The organism is Granulicella mallensis MP5ACTX8, assembly GCF_000178955.2.
GTDB lineage: Bacteria > Acidobacteriota > Terriglobia > Terriglobales > Acidobacteriaceae > Granulicella > Granulicella mallensis.
In genome coordinates this window covers 2,666,387-2,683,994 of sequence record NC_016631.1, presented here as the reverse complement: position 1 = coordinate 2,683,994, position 17,608 = coordinate 2,666,387, and the positions used below count along the sequence as shown (strand labels likewise).

Genomic DNA, 17,608 nt, shown 5'->3' with positions numbered 1-17,608 from the left:
TCCCCAGGCTTCTTTTTTGGAGAAAGCTATCTATTGATTCCGCCCCCCGAGCCACAACAGAGCGTTTTCAAAGAAGAGGTTCTGCTCCTGGCTGGTGAGGATCTTGTTGCCATGGCCCATATTTGTGTAGATCATCTTGTACTTCGTATTCGTCCAGGTAACCGGAACATCACCGCCGGTAAGGGTATCTTTGAATCCCAGCGGGTAATTGGAAGGGGCAAGCGTCATCAGCACTTTGATGTCATGATTCTTGCGCAGATCGGGCTGCCAGCTGTACCACTCGTTGGCAGGTGACGTATAACTTGCCGGCAGTCCTTTCACAGCTGGATGCGACGGATCGTCAATGTCCAACCGGGCAGGCAGCGGGGGCCAACTGTTGCCAGAGAAGACCGTTCCGAGAAAATCGGCGAACCAGGGCCATGTTGCGCGACTGTCCATATACCCCGCAACATGGAAGCCCAGCCACGCACCTCCGTGCTCCATATAGTCCTGAAAGGCCGTTCGCTGCATAGCGGTAGAGGGAGCATCGTTCAGCCATAGAACAACCTGGTATTGCTTGAGATGGCTGGAACTCATATCGTCCCAATTCGAGGTGGTCTCAAAGTCGAAATGGTCCCGTTTGGACATCTCCTGAAAGAAAGAGATCGCCTGCAGGGCAAAGTCCACATGGTCCTGCTCTCCATGGGTGGCGTAGAAGGCCAGGACATGAAGAGGTTTGGTCTGACCGAAGAGGGTTGTTGCCGTGAAAGCAAGTATCGCGAAGATGCTGAGAGAGCGCATGAGTCGAATCATCGATAGGTCTTTCCTGCCGGAGTAAATATTTTTCTGCTGCACGGCATGGGACTTTCTAATGCTTGCTAACATAGTACCTAACGAGGTTGTATCACAACATGGATCTTCATCTCAGCCATCGCCAGCCTGATTTTTCGATTCCCCGCCTCCTCCGCACTTTGCCTGCCCGTAGTGTGCTGGCTGCCGTAGTGCTTGCCGGCGTGGCCTGCGGAGCCCATGGGGAGAGCAACGCGCTGCAGGGCAGACTGATCACCAGTCTTGGGGTTGCGGTCAATCCCTCCAACCACAAAGTCTATGCCGTCAATGAGGGTGCAGGAACGGTTTCGGTCCTGGACGAGCAAAGCGGGTCGCCCCGGACAGTAAAGGTGGGCAGTGCCCCCATTGCGCTCGCCATCAATCAGGTTACGAACCGAATCTATGTGGTCAATACCGATAGCAACTCGATCAGTGTGATCGACGGTGGACAGGATGTGGTGATCGCGACGATTCAAGGCGGCTCTCATCCTTATGTGCTCGCGGTAAACGAGGCCACCAATAAGGTCTACGTAACCTATACCTACAGTAATGCGGTTACGGTCATCGACGGCGCTACGAATGCGTCACAAGCACTGAAGGTTGGCAGCGCGGATGGGATCGCCCTCGATCTCCGCAGCAATACGATCTTTCTTATGACCTATGAGGACCCCAATATTCGGATGATCAATGGCGCGACGGGAGCAATGACGAAAGTTGCGGTCGGGCCGCATCTCTGGGGCCTTGCCTTCGATGAACCTTCAGACACTCTTTATTTGGCCCATACCGGAACCGCCGATATTGTGACGCTCAATGAAAAGACCCACGCAGTAAGCACTATCTCTGTCGGAGCTATTCCGTGTGCGGTTGCGATCAATCCTGTTACGCACGTGCTCTATGCCGTAAATTACGGCGATGAAACCGTCAGCGCCATTGATCTCACAACAAGGAAGGTCATTGCCACGGTGCACGTAGGCAAACACCCCCAGGCGGTCGCAGTCGACTCTACAAATAATCGCGTTTATGTGGCGAATGTCCACAGCAACAGCATTACGGTGATCGACGGCATGAAGAATACAGTGATTGGCACGCATGACGCGGGCAGGAGTCCGTACGCTCTTGCGGTCGACCCTGTAGCCGGACACGTCTACGCCGCGAACTACGGGGAGCAGCCGGTTACGGACATCGATGTATCCCACATCGCGACGCAGAAATAGGCTGACGTTATCGTCACTCGTGATGTAGTGCTTTAGATCACAGGCTCAGGAGCAACGTACGATAGTTGCAGGAGTCGAAGACAGATGCCCACTACAGAGATCAATTCACCTCGCAAGCACGCATACACGGATCCCGGCGCACCACAACTTCCGGAACCGACCTATGCTGAGCGAGTCCGCACCCTAGTTTCACTCAGCACCATCGCAACGCTCTCCACCGTCTCTCTGAAGCGGGCCGGATATCCGTTCGGCTCACTCATGCCCTATGCCATCGACGGAAGCGGACGGCCGATCTTCCTGATCAGCAATATGGCGATGCACACCCAGAACCTTCAGGCTGATCCTCGGGCAAGCCTGTTTGTGGGACAAGCGGGCGAGGGAGACCCTCTCGGCACCGCACGCGCAACACTCGTCGGCGACGTCCTCCCTATATCTGATGAAGAGATCGGCGATGCTCGCGAAATCTACTTATCTCGATACGAAAACAGCCGTTCCTGGGTAGGCTTCAAGGATTTCGGCTTCTATCGCCTACACCCTCTCGACATCTACTACGTCGGTGGGTTCGGCGTCATGGGATGGGTTACCGCCGAGGACTACACCTCTGCAAAGATCGATCCTCTCGCAGAGTCCGCTCCGAGGATTCTCGGACACATGAATGCCGATCACATCTCCGCGATGATTCTGCTAGCTAAGGTTCATGCCGAACTCTATGCGACCGAAGCGACGATGACTGCGGTCGACCGGCTCGGCTTCCACCTCCGCCTGAAGACCGCAGAGGGGATGAAGGGTACGCGCATCAACTTCCTTCGCGAAGTCCAGACCGCCGACGAGACCCGCAAGGTACTCGTGGAGATGGTTCGAGCAGCCGAAGAAAAGATTTAAATCTACAGAACGGCGTCCGGTCGGTTGCCAGTGAACCACTCCCTGGTTGAGTCGGTTATGGCCAGAGCGGAATGGCGGACATCGTTGTTGACCGACTGGATATCGTCTTGACGGGGTTCTGATCGTGAATCTCAATTACGAGCCGCTTCCCCGATCGCGCAGCATTTCGAGCCAATGCCCGAAACCGGCGGGACTTCAAAGGAGTGCCGACGAACGGGCCCAGGCTGGCGGCTCGGCACTCCTCCTCTTTAAGGTCCTTGGAGATCTGATCCGTACCGCCGAAGTATGAAAAGCGTACCGACTTCGAAGCCATATCTACCGCCGAGATGTCGACGCTGGTCCATGTTTGAATTCCCGTGCCGCTAAATTCCATCGTCATGAGGTAATACCTCCAATCGTCCTTGTCAGAACGTGAGCACAACCCTACCCCCTGCGGGCGTTTGACAACAACGTTAGGAGCCGCTGTAACCCCTCTCCTAAATGGCTCATTCAATGCGCCTTACCGTTTTAACGGTAGATACCCCCAACTAACAGGTTCTCGTCACCATCGGAAAAGAGCCGATCTGACCGGGCTCTTCCCCAGATGCTAAAATTGCGGCTACATCCGATGCCGCAACCGTTACATGTAGACGAAGAGGGGGAAGAGCTCACGTTCCCGGTGAAGCTTCCTGACCACCTTCGGGAGATCCGCCGTCATCTTAAGGAAATCCTCGAAGGAGAAGCCTTCCGCGGCAGCAATCGTAGCGGGCAGTTTCTCAAATACATCGTCGAAGAGACGATATCCGGGCGGCAGGAAAACCTCCGGGAAAGAATCCTTGGCATTGAGATCTTCGGACGATTGCCCTCCTACGACACCGGAGAAGACGCTATCGTACGTGTCACAGCCAGCGATGTAAGGAAGAGGCTTCTTCGGCATTATGGACGCTCAGGCGCGACCGTAGATTTTCGCTTCAGTCTTCCGCCGGGCTCTTATGTCCCTAGAATTACACGCGAACGCTCTATCGAATCGCATCCCTCCTTCGAGTCATCGCCCTCAGAAGCTTCCTCTCGCGTTCAAGCTTTGACTCCGGATCCGACCACGGTAAACGCTCCAGCGAGCCCCCCTTTCATGGGAACTCGAGGCAAGCACCTTTGGCCTTTAGTCGCAGCGGCGTTTTTCGTTTCCACCGTCGTCCTCAGCTTTTCGCTTTGGCAGCATGTTCGTTCGAACAGTAATCGATTGGCCTTTTTGGTTCCATGGTCCGCGATCATCTCCGGATCAAGTCCGACAATGATCATCACGAGCGATCCCAATATCGCTGAGATTCAAGGTTTTACCGGCGGTCCTATCTCGCTCTCCGACTACGCGAACCACAAGTATGTACCTCACCCCGAGTTGCTAACTCCGGAACAGAACCGCTTTTGCAATGTGATCCTGCGGGGTGATAAAGCGTCTATAGTGGATACGCCGATCGTTGCCTTGGCCGCCGGGATTGCGGCCGAAAGGTCCAGGTCCGTCGATGTCCGGGGAGCACGATTGATCCAGCTTTCGGACATCGAGAATGACAAGAATCTGATCGTTCTGGGAAGCTCACGCTCCAATCCATGGGTAAAACTATTCAATGAGCGGCTGGACTTCCGCTTTGAATTTGATCCATCCACGACGCAAGAGATCATCCGAAATACGCACCCTCACACGGGAGAAGCCGCGACCTACGTCGCCACCGCGCCGGGTTGGGCCACCGGAGAGTCCTACGCTCTGATCGCCCTGTTTCGGAATCCCAACGGCAACGGACGCGTCCTGCTGATTGGCGGAGAGAACGGCGAAGGAACAGAAGCGGCCGGCAAGCTGCTGGGGGATGAAAGCCGTCTGCGCAGTACACTGGCAAAGTGCGGATTGAATCAGGGAGCAGCCGGTCGAAACTTCGAAATTTTGCTGCACCTGAATACGTTGGCGGGTTCGCCAAGCAATGTCGATGCGATAGCATGTCACATCATCTGATCCCAGGGGGCAGGCCCTGCAACGAGGCTCACAACAGATTCGAGTGAAAAAACCATCTTCCATGCCAACGGTCGCGGATGTTGCACGTGTCGCAGGAGTGGGCGCGATCACTGTGTCTCGCTTCGTGAACGGGACGAGCTATGTCAGTGCGGCGAAGAAGAAGAAGATTCAGGCGGCGATTGACAAGCTGGGATATCGGCCGAATCAGGCGGCTCGCATTCTCAAGGGCCATCGTGCGAAGGTCATCGGCCTTATCCTTCCAGATCTGGCAGATCCGTTTTTCGGAAAATGCGCCTCTGCCATCGAGAGCTATGCGTCGGCCCACGGCTACATGACACTGATTGTGGCGTCAAAACACGATCGGAACATCTCGAACAATGAGGTCTCGATGCTAATCGGCCAGCGTGTCGCTGGACTCATCGTCGTTCCTTCCTTGTCGAATGACAGCCTTACCGAGTTTCTCCACGAGGGTATCCCCATTGTTGCGCTGGACCGCCCTCTCAGCGGAATCGCGGCGGACGAAGTCGTGGTCGAAAACCTCGGCGGCGCTCAAACCGCTGTAGAGCACCTTATCGGCCATGGACATAAGCGCATCGTATGCGTCGGTTACGACAAGGAATCTCATGCGGTGAGCCACCGCATTCTTGGATATACCAATGCCATGCAGTCTGCGGGCCTCAAGCCCGAACTACGCCTATCTATCCAGTCCTACGAAGACGCACTAAAACTTGCAAAGCAGTGGAGCAAGTCTCCAGACCGTCCTTCAGCCATCTTTACGCTGAATAACGTCGCCACGCGCCATATGCTCGAGGCTTTGCGTGAGGTGAATCTACAGATCCCGGAGAAGATTGCGCTGGTTGCCTTTGACGACCTCGAACTCGCGAAACTGCTCTCTCCCGCTCTAACCGTCGTTCGTCAACCCGCGGTAGGCCTTGGGGCACAGGCCGCTCGCGTTCTCTTTGAGCGGATTGCTGCACCCAAAAATCAGGAAAGCGAATTCGGAATTAAACTTGTGCTACCTGTTGAGTTCATCATCCGAAACTCATGTGGCTGCACAGGCATTCCGGCTGCCTGAACAAGGCGCAATCCGAACGTATCTGGCGAACTTTCTGGGTGATATGACTCGACGAACCGGTTGTATCCTTAAATAAGGAACCGGCGGAAGGTTTTGCCCTTCCGCCGCCCTGAAATGCAACCTTCGCTACGGCCTAGAAGTTCAAAAGAAATGCCAGGGTAATCCCTCGGGCGTTCGCACCTGACTGGTCTGAGTTCGTTTGACCAAACTGCGTGCTAGTCGGCGATGTAGTTGCCCCCGCCGAGCGCTGGTGATTGAAGAGGTTGAACACATACAACTGGGGAGTGAACCTGATGCGATCGGTCGGGGAAAAGGTCTTACCCAGGTTCGCGTTGTAGTTCGCGATTCCCTGCTGCCGTACACCCTCGACATGAGTGGGAAAGACCCTCAGGTTGTAGGCGTTGGGTTGGCATACGCTGTAGTTCGTCACCAACGTGTCTACGAACCCTGTGCCGGTATAAGAACAGGTAACGGCCCCATTCGCGGCAGTCGCATACGACAGCGTGGTTACAGGCGCAGCGTTGAACGACTGAACATAGTTGACGCCGGTAGCATCGTTCTGAACATAGGTAGGTTTCTTCAACTTAATAGCCTTAACATCTCCCACATAGAACAGGTTCGGGAAGTTAAGTAACGGACCAGGCTGAAGTTCAGCAGTAGCGGCAAGGACATACCCACCAAAAACTGCCTCTTTCCATCCATGCTGAAGCCACTGCTGTCCGCGGCCCCAAGGCAGGCGATACACCGCCGATGCCGTGAAGCGCCATGGTGGGCTCTGGTTGCTGGATTCAAGGCTCGGGTGGTTGTCGAACGCGTTCTGATAGTAATCGCGATCCTTCTGATAGTTCCACTGGTACGCAAGGGTCGCGGTCAATCCATCGCTGACACGCTTGAACGCATTCACCTGGATCTCCTGAAACTGCGAGGTTCCATTGAACTGGTAGAGCTGTAGACCTGACATCTGAGGATACGGACGCACCAGGTTCGCCACCTGGATCGTTGATGAAGTCGAGTAGCTGCTCTTGCTGAGTTGGTTATAGAGCGCCGGATCCGTGGTCGCCAGTCCGGAGAAATTATTTACGTAAAAAGGATTCGCCACCTTCTGCGTTAGAAGGGTGTTCGAAAGAGCATTGGGGCTTAGCCCCCCAGCGAAGAACGAAGCAGGAATCGCCGTCGAATTGATGGTGGGCGTTGCTGTATTCGTGTGCGTGTTATTGGCATTGCCATCCAGGGTAATGTCCGTCGTGCGTGACGCCACATACGCAATTTGAACCAGGGTTGTTGCCTTGAATTGATGTTCGACACTGAACTGCACGCGATTCGAGCGGGCGGGCACACGATCATGGTTATACACACCCAGCGTAGATGCATACGCTGAGTAATAATCGGCGCCTAGAGAGCTACCAACCTGCGAAACAAAGCGGCTGCCGTTCGATTCCGGGAAAGGATCGGACAATGGAGTGCTTCCCGGCGTGAAATTCGAACCGTAGTGCGTGGTGTCGGATGTCGCAACAGGTCCCGTCAAGGACGAGAAGCCTCCGTTCAACGTGGTTCCATTTTCATTCACGATGCTGAGCGAATCATAGAAGAGCCCATAGCCTGCTCGCAGGACGGTCTTCGGCGTGAAGGCATACGATAGGCCAAGTCTCGGCATAAAGCGCCAGTTGTTCTGCCATTGACGTGTCGGAGCCCCATTAACACCCGCATAGATTGGACCACCCGCCACAGTAATAGACGGTGGCAGAATCGCTTTAAGAGCGGCTGAAGCGGTGCTATACGTGTTTGCATAGGCAGTCCGTGCTGCAGGAGCAATCGTCAGACTGGCATTGGGATCCCATCCAACCATCTGCTGATTGTGTTTGTCGGTGGGGCCATATTCGAACTCGTAACGCAGGCCAGGAATGATGGTGAGCTTGCGAGTCACGCGCCATACGTCTCCCGCATAAAAGGTGTAGTAGGGATTTGATCGTGAGTAGGGCAAGCCCTTATAGATGGAAGCGCTCGTGTTGATTCCCAGCAGAAGCGATGCGTACGAAGTGCCGGCAGCCGTAGTTGGAAAGCTCGAAGTCGTACCGTTCCCTTCCTGCGTGTACGTGTTATCAAAAGCGAACGTGCCCGCGCTCCCGGCCCCGGAGAATGAGCCGGCACCGTCAAATGCCACATTCTGTTGACGCCACTCTGCACCGAGAGAGATTGCATGTGCACCACGAACCGTTGTTACATCGCCCCGAAAACTCAACGTACGATAGTGCGAATAGTTAGTCGCGGCCGCGGTGACAGACGTGTAGGAACTAACACTGACAACGGGAAACGCTGCGGCACTTCCAGAGTAATCGTCAATGTAAGAAGGCAGCCCCAGATCTGATGCCCTAAAACCGGCCTCATTCGGATAGAAAGATCCGTTGCCTGTGTAATCGGACGCTCCCACCGTGGCTGTGACCACCGTATTTGCCGAGAGGCTGTGCGCCCAGCCAAAAGAAGCATTCTTGATGAAACGCGGCGTCGATAGCTGGCCAATATCGGTATTGGTGAAATCGTCTGTAGCAAGCGTGTAGTAGCCCAGGGAGTAGCGGAAGAAGAAGTGATTCGCCTCATTCAAGGCATAGTCAAAGCGGTTTGTGAACTGCTCATAGGTGCCGTTGGTGATCGCGTTGTAATTCAGGTTGTTGCCCGTGGGTGTGTTCGCCTGCGAGGGGTTGGAGTAGGCCGCATTGACCGCTGCTACCAGAGGATGGCTTGAAAGAAGACTGCTGGGGAGGACGTTCCCGCAGAATGGCGCACGGTGCGGAACTTCCTTCGAGTCGAAAGTGATTTGGAAAGGGTTATAGATCTGATAGGCCCCGAAGAAGGGCGAGCCTGGGCAGTTCTGAGCAAAAGCTTTACCCGCATAACCCACGGTAGTGGGAATCGACGCGGTCTGCGGAAGGTCAGAGAAGTTGCCTGTCCGCTCCTGCGCTGTTGGAACAGCAGCGACCTTCGGGGTCCCACCCCCAAATCCGATACGGTAAAAAGCCGCAAAGAAGAACAGCTTGTTGCGGCCATCAAACACGTGGGGGATATACACGGGACCACCAATCGATCCGCTGGGCGCATATTCCTCGTTGGTTGGAAGTCCGAACTTCGTGGTTGCCAGTTGGCAGGCACTTGATTTTGGACTCGTATCGCATCCGGCTATCCGCCGTTGATAGAGGTAGGTCAGTTTCTGAAAGTGTTGGAAGGCATCAAAAGTCGAATTGTCATAACGAAGCCGGGCGGTGCCATGTATATCATTGGTCCCCGCCTTGGTTGTCTGAATAAACGTTACGCCGAAGGTATGCTCCTGCTGCGCATCGAAGGCTGTACTAATGATCTTCACCTGGTCAAGCTCATCAGCCGTCGGAGAGATAGCCGTTCCACGGTTGTTCCCCATATTGGGTGCACCGTCAAGACTGAACTCATTGGCTCCGATACGGCCATAGGCGCCAAAGCTCTGGCTTGGCGTGTTCAGAGAGTTGCTTCCACCATTCTGCTGATAGTTGGACGCAAGTTGGCTTTGAGTTCCCGGGGCCAACATCGCCAGGTAGATGGAGCTGGTGCCATTCGGTAGCGAATCCAGTTCGGCGGAGGTGATCGTCTGCCCCGTTGAGACAGACTCCGTTTCGAGCAGCGGAGCGTCCGAATTGACGATCACAGAAGTCGACTCAGAGCCCACATTGAGCTTGACCGGGACATTGCGCCGCTCGCTGGCTTCCAGCGTGATTCCACTCTGTGTCAGCGTTTGGAAGCCCTTCGCGGTTACCTTGATGTCATAGTGCCCTGCATTTAGATTGTCCTGCAAGAAATAACCGGTACTGTTGGTAATGACGTCTGTCGTTACGTTTGTCTCCGTGTTGATCACAGCCACATCTGCTCCAACAACAGCAGCACCTGTGTTGTCGGTCACGACGCCGGATAAGGAACTCTGACCCGTCAGGTTTTGCGCCCGAATCTGGTTGCTGGTACCTAAAATCAGGATGAACGAGAGTAGGAGAAGAAGCCTGGTCCATGATGGATGTGATGGCCACTTTTTATTCGCTTGAAACATGAGTAGACTCCGATCAAAAGAAAGCAATGAGCAACAGACGCTGCCGATAAGCGGTTCAATACATGGTAGCGATGTCACATAGAGACGTCGACTTTATAGATGAACAGGTCAACAGTGGTCAAGACCTTATTTTCAAGGGTTTTGCAATACCCTCGTCTATGCGCTACAGAGGATGCAGGCTCAAGGCTTGCCGCAAACAAGATGCATAATGACAACGCAACCATAGTATGTGAAGATGGAACCACCTGGTGATCCATGAACAACGCCCCAACGTTGCCGTTTAAAGTCCTGAACGCTACCTCACGTATCTTCGCAGCACTTCTGATGGCTTGGTGCACTGCTGCGGGGAATTGTGCGCAGCAGCCTTCTGCCGATCAAACAATCCCAACCGTTCGGGTTCGTAGCCAGCTAGTCGTCCTGAATCCGGTCGTTCTTCGCTCGGACGGAACACCGGTTCGCAATCTACCCCAGAGCGCTTTTACGGTCTATGAAAATGGCGTTCCGCAGACCATTCGTCACTTTGAGCTGCCCTCTACTACATCGAAAGCAGCGGTATTGCCTAAAAAGGACAAACTAGGCCGAGTGGACTGGGGCAATGCTGCTGAAACAATTCTGGTACTGGATGGCCTGAATACGCCCTTCGACGAAGTAGCCTACGCCCGCAACCAGATGAGCCGCTACCTTAAGGCGCAACCCGACATGCTATCTGTGCCGACAACGATCATAGGTCTGACCAGTCGTGGCTTTAAAGCCATCGCCCCATTAACCCGTGATCGAGCGGTTCTGCTGAAAGCGTTAGATTCGCAGAAAGGCACCCTTCCGGAAGCCCTGCTCATGAACGATCTTCTGCGCCAGTTCACGCTGTCTCTCGCAGCGCTGCAGCAGATCGCTCTTTCCGGCAGCGGCGAAAGTGGCAGCAAGGAGATCATCTGGATGGGGAGAAGCTTTCCCAATGTGGATATGCACACCAGCACATCCCACCAGACCGAAGTTTTGCATCATGCCGTCCAAAGTACCGTTGACCTCCTGCTGAAGGCACGGGCCACAGTGTATGTGATCGATACAACTCCACAATCCTCACCGGAGGAGGTCGACGAGCGCCTGCGACTCAACGAAGATGCGGATCACACCGGCCCCGCCAAGGACCCTTTCCTCTACGGTTTTACCTTCAAGTCGTTTGTCGAAAATACCGGCGGCCGTTACTTCTTTGGCCGCAATGATCTCTCACAGGAGATTCGTGAAAGCCTCGATCAGGGAGAGGACTTCTACACGATTAGCTATATCCCCAACACTCCCATCTCCGATGGCGAGTACCGAAAGATCGACGTGCGAGTCGACGCTCCGGACCTCATCGTGCAGAGTCGCCAGGGCTACTACGCCTCAGACATGGAACCCGCTGCGACAAGCATCGGCGTACAGCGCTTCGATCTGTATGAGGCCGTGAACTCGCGTATGGAGTACACGGGTGTAAGCGCCGTCATACAAAGTTGCGCGATCGACAAAGCCGCACAACAGATCACGTGTAAGGCGTTGGTTGCGAACCAATCCATCTCGGTAGGCGAAGACGGCGAATCTGGTTCAGTCGTTGCCGTGCTGGCAGCGCTCGACGAGAAGAACCAGTCGATCACAAATTCGGTGAAGGACTTCAAGCTAAAGCTAAACCCAACCGAAAGCACCTCAGGGCAAAGCGCCACGGCGTTGACACTGACGCTCCCCCTGAAGAGCGATACCCGCATGCTTCGCCTCGTAGTTCGCGATTCAAGCGGCCGCATCGGTTCTGCAGATTTGAGCCTTCCCCCTCAACACTGAGCTGGGTACAAGGAAGATCGCGCATAAAGAAAGTGAAGGTATTGCTGATGGTTCATCAAGGGGCACGGCGTACGCGCAAGACGCAAACCATTGCCAAATTCTTTTCATCTCTGCGACAGCAAAGGTGGGGTTTCATTGCGCTAACGACGATGTCGCTCACGATGCCCGCTCTCAGTGCGCAAACCGGCGTCCACTTCAACCATGAGTTTGCCCCTACAGATTCCTTCGTCAAAGGGCCGGAGCTAGAGCGGCGCGCGGACCTCTGCCTCAATGGGATGTGGGAGTTTCAGCCGGTTGCGCTGCCTCTGAGTTTTCGCGAGGGTATCGATCCGGCGCCCGCTCTTCCCTCACCCGATCCTACACACTGGGAAAAGACTCGTATCCGCATTCCCTCCCCCTGGAATGCGAACAGTTTTGCTAATCAGGAGGGTCAGGGCGGTGACTTCCGAAATTTCCCGAGCTATCCGGCATCCTGGGACAAAGCAGAGATGGGATGGCTTCGCCGGACTGTCAGCGTCCCCGGAAAATGGTCGGGAAATCGTGTCCTACTGCACTTCGCCGCAGCCGCGGGCGATTTGCAAATCCTCGTCAACGGCAAACCAGCCGCGACGAAGTTCGATATCTTCTTCCCCTTCGACGTCGATGTAACCGATCTCATTAAGCCCGGCGCCGTCAATGAAATTCTCATTGGTGTACGCAAAGCCTCCCTCTTCGATCAGAAGGGAAAGTACGGCCGTCGCATCTATCAGGCAGGTTCCTTCTGGGGACAGCATGTCATCGGCCTATGGCAGGATGTGGATCTTGTGTCAGTCCCTGGGGTGCGCGTGAGCGATGTTTTTGTCGAACCGCAGGTCGATCACAATCTGTTGTTGATCAAGGCGACTCTCCGCAACGATACAGACCTAGATGCGCCCGTAACACTGGACGGTGACGTCCGCCGATGGAACTCCCTTGCCCCCGCTACCGGCCCTGATGACGCCGACGCCAGATGGAACCTCGCTGCGGAGCCGAGTCTCGCGGTCGCACTAACAACAGCCACGGTCCCTGCACATTCAACGGTCACAGTAGAAATACGAAGACCGACGGAAAAGAAGCTGAGTCTCTGGTCGCCCGAATCACCCACCTTGTACGGGATGACGATCCATCTATCCCAGGGCAACCGCGTGATGGATGTGAAATACCAACGTTTCGGTTGGCGGCAATTTCAATTCAAAGGCAGTGAGCTATTGCTGAACGGCAAATCCCTTCAACTGCGAGGCGACTCCTGGCACTTTCTGGGTATTCCCCAGATGAGTCGCCGCTATGCGCGCGCCTGGTATGCCGCCATGCGTTCTGCAAACCTTAATGCGGTTCGGTTGCATGCGCAGCCCTATCCGGAGTTCTATCTCGACGTTGCTGACGAGATGGGCATTGTCGTATTGGATGAAACCGCCATCTGGGCCAGCGATGGCGGCCCCAAACTCGACTCCCCTGCCTTCTGGGAAGACACAAACTCTCACGTTGCGGAACTCGTGATGCGAGATCGCAATCACCCTGCCGTGATGGGATGGAGCGTGTGCAACGAGATGAAGCCCATTGTGCAGAGCGTCTTTCACAACCCACCCGGCATGTACGATGTGCTTCTCGAGCACTATGCTCTCTGGCGAAAGATCTGCGAGGAGCTCGATCCCACTCGACCGTGGATATCAGCAGATGGCGACGATGACGGGAACGGCCGATTGCCGGTGTACGTCGTGCACTACGGCGGAAACCCAGCCATAGAGCGCGCAGCGAAGACCGGAAAACCGTGGGGTGTCGGCGAGGCGGGCGGCGCTTACTACGCTACTCCTGAGCAGGTAGCCAAGAGTTACGGCGACGCGGCTTATGCCTCGTTTGAACAGCGAGGCCGCGGCATCGCCAACGACTCCTTCAAGACCCTGGCTTTCGAGCGCAAGCTTCACGCGGATTACCAAAGCGTCTTCAACATGGTCTGGTACGGGCTCAAGCCACTACCGCTTGGCTTGCGCGATACCACACGGCCTCCGCAAGTGACAGACGGCATCTTTTTCCCGGACTTCGTGGAGGGCAAGCCAGGAGTACAACCGGAGCGTCTCGGCCCCTACTCCACAACACTGAACCCTGGATACGATCCTTCCCTGCCCGCGTTCCAGACCCTGCCCCTCTACGACGCCATCAAGGCGGCTGGAGCTGATGCCCACGAAGACTTCTTCGATGCTCCGCCTGCTACGGCTCCATCTCAGCTTCCCGCCGAAGCTAAAATTTCAGGAGTCATCCTGCTCTCTGCCACGCCCTCTTCCTTCGTAGCACAGATGCGTCAGGCAGGTGTCTTGCCGAGCAACGAGGGCAATGCCAATCTCGTGGTGATCGATGGAGCCAACCCGCCCGCAGCCTCAGCGCGCGGGCAGATCGACGACGTGCTGCACAAGGGAGGTACGGTGATCGTCTGGGGTGTCGATGAGAAGACGAACGCAACTCTAAATCAGCTTCTACCCGCTGAGATCACCAGCACCAGCCGCAAGAGTTCTTCATTGGTCTTTGGCAAACCATCAAGTGCCACAAATGGCCTCACGCTTGCGAGCCTTTACTTCTCCGAGCTGAGCCCACCAACGTTCATCACACAAGGCCTGAGCGGCCCTCTGGTCTCTCAGAGCGACACACTGCTTTCTATGTGTAACACCGACTGGACGAAATGGAACAAGCAGCCCGAATACGCCAAGACAGCGATGGTACTCCGGTCCGAACGGGAGACTAAGCCCGATGGAGCTGTATTAATCGAAGACCATGTCGGGAATGGGCATCTCTTGGTGACGACATTGCCTGCCTGGTCATCGCAATATAAAGTACAGACGCTCATCCGCACTATTTTGGAAAACCTCGGTGCGCCTCTAACCAAAGAGGTGGACCTCGGCCAGCCTTTCCTCACCACAGGCATACTTGCCCGTATGCTCGCTGTTGGACACTTCGCTCCTAGCGACAAGGATGTCGATCTCGCCTCGAAGGAAAACTTCAAGGAAAATGATCGTGCCGGCACACAGCGCTGGGTAACTCTCACAGCGCAAGACGGCACCTTCGACCTTGACAAAAACACCTCCGGAAGTGATCCCCCTTCAGGAGTCGAATATCTCAGCGTGTGGCTCGAAAGCCCCAGGCCGTTGGACAATCTCCTGCTTGAACCGAATGTGCCGCGCGTCTCGATGGACCTTGAGACCTCCGACGGGGCCGAACTCTTCTTGAATGGCACTAGCGTGTACAACAAAGCCTCTGCGGCCGCTATAGGCACGACACCCCCGCTCGCACTCGTGCAGGGATGGAACCACATCGTCGTTCGCCTGACGCGCGCCGGAAAGACCGAAACCTTCGCCGCTCGATTGGTCTCCAGCGACCCTGCATTCCTGCCCCAGCTCACATCGGCTTTTCAGCGGCCATGAGCAACGCTCGCATGGATCCGGGCTTCAGCGTGGCAGATGCACAGATACGCTGGAGCCCGCCTCCGAACCACCAGGCAATTCCACCTTCGCTTCGCGGTCACCAATCGTTACACGGAAGGACAGCGGTTGATTTGCGGGGTTTGCCGCAGTGATCTCATAGCCCGACATGTCTTTCTTGATCATGACAACAGACGGTTCTGAGACGGAGATGCGGCCAAATGGCGTATCCAACGAACCCTCTTTCCTCACCACCAAAGAAAGCAGCTTCAATCTCGGCACGAAGACGGCTTGCAGATCGTCTGTATTGCTGAGGACCAACACGCTTGGATGCGTGGATTCCTCCTCGGTCTGCTCAACAGTAGCACCCGGCATGACGGTGTATTGATAGGTTGCGTTCTTTGGCTTAGGACCGTGATCGATCCAGAGATTGAAGACAGGCACCTCAACCGTCTCATCGGGCCCCGTGCCGAAGTTGCTCCACCGCCCACTCTGCAGCGCATTCGAGAGCACTACTTTGAGGCCATCCCCCAGAACATAACCGGTCCCATCATGATGAACATACCGAAGTGTTCCTGGCTTGTACGTATGGCTACCGCTTTCCAGGGCTTTCGATGAGAGGTTCGTGATGACCGCACCATGCAGAAGCGTTTGATTGATATCCGTTGTAAAAAAGGGAGCGCTCTCTTTCTCGCTGGATATTCCCGTTCCCAGGGCGACATACAGTGAGTCGAAGAAGAACCACGACTTCCTGGCGGAGAGCGTACCTCTTTCGAGATTCATGGTCGCAACCCCATAGGTCCCGTCAGAGACTCCTCCGACAAAGTCGGATTTGCCGCGGCCATCAATGATGCTGCGTTCGCCCGTATCCGGTGCTCCATCGGGACGATAGGCATGCGCCGCTGTTGTTCCAGGGACAAGCGCCCAGTCCCAGCCCGCGAAGATGCCGCGATACTCATCTCCCGTCCGATACAGGAGATTCATGCCGTCTGAAAGATGGGTAGACCATCTGCCCTCGCTGTTCGTAATCTCCGAATTCTGAATGCGAGTAGAGAACATCTTCACCGAGGTCGAGTATCCCGCCCGCCGGTGCGACATATAATCGGAATCCCAAAACATCCGGTTCCCGGTCAGTGGAGTGGCACCTGCTTGTCCGTTGAGGCGATCGGCGAAGGCTCGGAACTCCCCCTGCCGAGGTACCGATTGCTCTGCCAGATGAGTCATGACGTTTGCCAGCGTATACGCCGCGTCGTATCCAGCGATAGGACCATGCGTCCAGTCGTGCTGCACCGCCGCCTCATCCTTCCGTGTGATCTCACGCCCAACAGCGGCATAGTCAAAGACTTCACCTCGCACCATCCACTGCTGGCCATCCAATACAAAGTTCGCGAACGTTTGCATCTTCTCGGCAGGAATCTGCAGCGGCGTACCCCAGGAATAGGAGATGTAACGGGCAGCGTAGTTCGTATAGTCCAGGCCATATCCGCCCGAGTAGAACTGGGCCCCATGCTGATGAAACGAGTCGTCAGCCTGAATCCCTTCCCCTGGCTTGCCATTGGGCAGCACCGCGGGTACCTGGTTAATCTCTTCATACAAACGGGCGTACCCTTGAGCGACCGCAGGCTCGTCATCATACAGGACACCACGCATAATCTGGTTGGTCACACCCCAAACGAGATTGGCCCCTGTCCACGTCGACCAGTTGGAGCGCTTCAGAATAGGCAGCATGCGAACCATATCATCGTTCGTCAAGCTGGGGCGCATCAACAGCCCGATCTCCCCGAGCAGTTGTTGCGTACCGATCTCATTCCACCACCAGTTAGGATTCGTCGGATCCTTCTTGACCCAGTAGCGCAAAGCAGATAAGACGGCGGCTTCGAGCGCCGGATCAGAATGGCCGGCCGAACGCACAAGATACGCGGTCTTGGCCATGGAAAGAACACGAACCAGATGTTGCGCCGCAGGCCACTCCGATCGCAGTGGCGAGACATAGTTGACGTCAGGCCATGTCCCATCAGGCCGCAGCGAGCGCATCAAGAATTCAGTCCGCTGTTGCAGTTGTCCGCGCCCGTTGGCATCTGTGGGGAGAGTCTCCTCGATATAACGGCACCTTACAATCGCTACCGAATCCTGGCCTGAGCGAGGACATTGCGCCAAGGCAGCGCTGGCTAATGCCAGTGAGACGAGTCCAATGACAATCTTCATACCAACATTCTCACTCTTTTTCGATATCTTAAAATTAATATGACAACGATACCATATTTGTATAGAATCCTCGCGTTCCAAGATGGCCAGGTTGAGCGGGAATCAAATCCCGGCCGACACCCCAAGGGTTGACCATCGCTGGAACCT

General features: G+C 55.3%; 11 protein-coding genes. 6 read left to right on the top strand and 5 right to left on the bottom strand.

Going from position 1 to position 17,608, the window contains the following annotated elements; genetic code table 11:
• Positions 1 to 30: 30 nt before the first annotated feature.
• Entirely contained in the window at positions 31 to 792 is a 762-nt protein-coding gene (locus tag ACIX8_RS11160) for a ThuA domain-containing protein (protein ID WP_150110574.1), read from the bottom strand.
• Between the two features lie 98 nt (positions 793 to 890).
• On the opposite strand from ACIX8_RS11160, the gene ACIX8_RS11155 reads away from it, so the two are divergent.
• Together ACIX8_RS11155 and ACIX8_RS11150 are read left to right on the top strand one after the other, a co-directional pair.
• Complete coding sequence (locus tag ACIX8_RS11155) at positions 891 to 2,021, top strand: YncE family protein (protein WP_014265438.1); 1,131 nt, start codon at positions 891 to 893, stop codon at positions 2,019 to 2,021.
• Between the two features lie 84 nt (positions 2,022 to 2,105).
• Entirely contained in the window at positions 2,106 to 2,903 is a 798-nt protein-coding gene (locus tag ACIX8_RS11150) for a HugZ family pyridoxamine 5'-phosphate oxidase (protein ID WP_014265437.1), read from the top strand.
• 55 nt (positions 2,904 to 2,958) lie between these two features.
• Here ACIX8_RS11150 and ACIX8_RS11145 read toward each other — a convergent pair whose 3' ends face one another.
• Together ACIX8_RS11145 and ACIX8_RS11140 are read right to left on the bottom strand one after the other, a co-directional pair.
• Entirely contained in the window at positions 2,959 to 3,282 is a 324-nt protein-coding gene (locus tag ACIX8_RS11145) for a hypothetical protein (protein WP_014265436.1), read from the bottom strand.
• A gap of 240 nt (positions 3,283 to 3,522) precedes the next feature.
• Positions 3,523 to 3,819: a hypothetical protein gene (locus ACIX8_RS11140; RefSeq protein ID WP_044176586.1), complete on the bottom strand. Its 297-nt coding sequence runs from the start codon at positions 3,817 to 3,819 to the stop codon at positions 3,523 to 3,525.
• 354 nt (positions 3,820 to 4,173) lie between these two features.
• On the opposite strand from ACIX8_RS11140, the gene ACIX8_RS11135 reads away from it, so the two are divergent.
• Complete coding sequence (locus ACIX8_RS11135; protein ID WP_044176585.1) at positions 4,174 to 4,884, top strand: hypothetical protein; 711 nt, start codon at positions 4,174 to 4,176, stop codon at positions 4,882 to 4,884.
• A 61-nt stretch (positions 4,885 to 4,945) separates the two neighbouring features.
• On the top strand, positions 4,946 to 5,959 hold the full coding sequence (locus ACIX8_RS11130) for a LacI family DNA-binding transcriptional regulator (protein ID WP_014265434.1): 1,014 nt from the start codon (positions 4,946 to 4,948) through the stop codon (positions 5,957 to 5,959).
• Between the two features lie 133 nt (positions 5,960 to 6,092).
• Here ACIX8_RS11130 and ACIX8_RS11125 read toward each other — a convergent pair whose 3' ends face one another.
• Entirely contained in the window at positions 6,093 to 10,022 is a 3,930-nt protein-coding gene (locus ACIX8_RS11125) for a TonB-dependent receptor (RefSeq protein WP_014265433.1), read from the bottom strand.
• A gap of 255 nt (positions 10,023 to 10,277) precedes the next feature.
• On the opposite strand from ACIX8_RS11125, the gene ACIX8_RS11120 reads away from it, so the two are divergent.
• Both ACIX8_RS11120 and ACIX8_RS11115 read left to right on the top strand, forming a co-directional pair.
• Positions 10,278 to 11,831, top strand: a complete 1,554-nt coding sequence (locus ACIX8_RS11120; protein ID WP_014265432.1) for a VWA domain-containing protein — start codon at positions 10,278 to 10,280, stop codon at positions 11,829 to 11,831.
• A 161-nt stretch (positions 11,832 to 11,992) separates the two neighbouring features.
• Positions 11,993 to 15,259 carry a glycoside hydrolase family 2 protein gene (locus ACIX8_RS11115; protein WP_190273769.1) on the top strand — a complete coding sequence of 1,089 codons (3,267 nt, stop codon included), beginning with the start codon at positions 11,993 to 11,995 and terminating at the stop codon, positions 15,257 to 15,259.
• A gap of 24 nt (positions 15,260 to 15,283) precedes the next feature.
• Here the strand turns inward: ACIX8_RS11115 and ACIX8_RS11110 are convergent, their stop codons facing one another.
• Positions 15,284 to 17,461, bottom strand: a complete 2,178-nt coding sequence (locus ACIX8_RS11110) for a polysaccharide lyase family 8 super-sandwich domain-containing protein (RefSeq protein ID WP_014265430.1) — start codon at positions 17,459 to 17,461, stop codon at positions 15,284 to 15,286.
• Positions 17,462 to 17,608: the final 147 nt, after the last annotated feature.

What these genes read in the sequence shown, in the direction of transcription:
- ACIX8_RS11160 (WP_150110574.1), bottom strand. Translation starts at nt 792, where the DNA reads ATGATTCGACTCATGCGCTCTCTCAGCATCTTCGCGATACTTGCTTTC.
- ACIX8_RS11155 (WP_014265438.1), top strand. Translation starts at nt 891, where the DNA reads ATGGATCTTCATCTCAGCCATCGCCAGCCTGATTTTTCGATTCCCCGC.
- ACIX8_RS11150 (WP_014265437.1), top strand. Translation starts at nt 2,106, where the DNA reads ATGCCCACTACAGAGATCAATTCACCTCGCAAGCACGCATACACGGAT.
- ACIX8_RS11145 (WP_014265436.1), bottom strand. Translation starts at nt 3,282, where the DNA reads ATGACGATGGAATTTAGCGGCACGGGAATTCAAACATGGACCAGCGTC.
- ACIX8_RS11140 (WP_044176586.1), bottom strand. Translation starts at nt 3,819, where the DNA reads ATGCCGAAGAAGCCTCTTCCTTACATCGCTGGCTGTGACACGTACGAT.
- ACIX8_RS11135 (WP_044176585.1), top strand. Translation starts at nt 4,174, where the DNA reads ATGATCATCACGAGCGATCCCAATATCGCTGAGATTCAAGGTTTTACC.
- ACIX8_RS11130 (WP_014265434.1), top strand. Translation starts at nt 4,946, where the DNA reads ATGCCAACGGTCGCGGATGTTGCACGTGTCGCAGGAGTGGGCGCGATC.
- ACIX8_RS11125 (WP_014265433.1), bottom strand. Translation starts at nt 10,022, where the DNA reads ATGTTTCAAGCGAATAAAAAGTGGCCATCACATCCATCATGGACCAGG.
- ACIX8_RS11120 (WP_014265432.1), top strand. Translation starts at nt 10,278, where the DNA reads ATGAACAACGCCCCAACGTTGCCGTTTAAAGTCCTGAACGCTACCTCA.
- ACIX8_RS11115 (WP_190273769.1), top strand. Translation starts at nt 11,993, where the DNA reads ATGCCCGCTCTCAGTGCGCAAACCGGCGTCCACTTCAACCATGAGTTT.
- ACIX8_RS11110 (WP_014265430.1), bottom strand. Translation starts at nt 17,461, where the DNA reads ATGAAGATTGTCATTGGACTCGTCTCACTGGCATTAGCCAGCGCTGCC.